The 875-nt window shown below is 65.0% G+C and carries 2 protein-coding genes; one reads left to right on the top strand and one right to left on the bottom strand.

The window, feature by feature from the left end; all coding sequences use genetic code 11:
* Window positions 1-39 precede the first annotated feature (39 nt).
* Complete coding sequence (locus ACFXIV_RS47185; protein ID WP_379421501.1) at window positions 40-348, bottom strand: transposase; 309 nt, start codon at window positions 346-348, stop codon at window positions 40-42.
* 94 nt (window positions 349-442) lie between these two features.
* Here ACFXIV_RS47185 and ACFXIV_RS47180 point away from each other — a divergent pair, with 94 nt between their 5' ends.
* Window positions 443-760 (top strand): tyrosine-type recombinase/integrase, encoded by a 318-nt coding sequence (locus tag ACFXIV_RS47180; RefSeq protein WP_379404876.1) that lies wholly within the window; start codon window positions 443-445, stop codon window positions 758-760.
* Window positions 761-875: the final 115 nt, after the last annotated feature.

The raw sequence follows: 875 nt of genomic DNA, 5'->3' as shown, positions 1-875 counted from the left end.
CCTTCATCATTCGCACAGCATCACGTTCCGCTGCCTGACCTACCTCACGCAGCCTCCCGTGTTCGTGGCACACCTTTTTTCAGGAACGCAATGTCCTTGTCCTGCTCGGAAACTCTGCCTTCGCAGAGCCTGTAATTCGGCTCGCTCCGAGGCGGACAGCGGTTGGTCACCGTGGCTGGTGGCGGCCTCGACGCGACGGCGTTCGTCTTTCACCCAGACGCTCAACATGCCGGCGTCGATGCCCAGTTCGCGGGCGACATCGGCGATCGTGCGGCCGGAATCGATCACCCGATGGGCAGCCTCGACCTTGTACTCGGTCGAATACGACCGACGCTTGCGAGGAGGCATAACGGACATCCTTCCAGCAGGACCCTCGCCCTGCTAAATCGGTGTCCACTACCCCGGGGGAACCTCAGTGCGCCAGTGGCCGGGGGAGCGCGTTGTGTCCGATGATTTCGGCAAGCCGGTGCCGCCCTGGCAGATTGAGCGGGCGATGCGCGAGATCAAGCCCGAGATCGCTGGCCTGCCCGAGGGATTCGGATTCCAGGACCTGCGCCACTACCTCGCGTCGCTGCTGATTGCGCACGGGGCCAACATCAAGGTCGTTCAGGCGCGAATGCGCCACAAGAACGCGAAGACCACTCTCGACACTTACGGGCACCTGTGGCCCGACACCGATGAATCCATTCGGCTCGTCATCGCCGGGGTCATCAAGGAACGGACCTCATCATCGCCCGGCGCATCCCGAGGGCAGTCATAGGCGATAGCCGATACAAGAAGCGGGGGGGGGGGGGCGCCCGGGGTGCCCCCCCCCGGGCGGATTGCGGCCCGGGGCCGCAAGCGGGACACCACCCCACCAGAAACCACCGGGCGGC

It is taken from the genome of Nocardia sp. NPDC059236, from assembly GCF_042754085.1.
Classification (GTDB): Bacteria; Actinomycetota; Actinomycetes; order Mycobacteriales; family Mycobacteriaceae; genus Nocardia.
The sequence above is the reverse complement of the archived record's forward strand: the minus strand, read 5'-3'. Positions and strand labels throughout refer to the sequence as shown.

Coding starts and splice junctions, on each gene's coding strand:
- ACFXIV_RS47185 (WP_379421501.1), bottom strand. CDS start 348: ATGCCTCCTCGCAAGCGTCGGTCGTATTCGACCGAGTACAAGGTCGAG.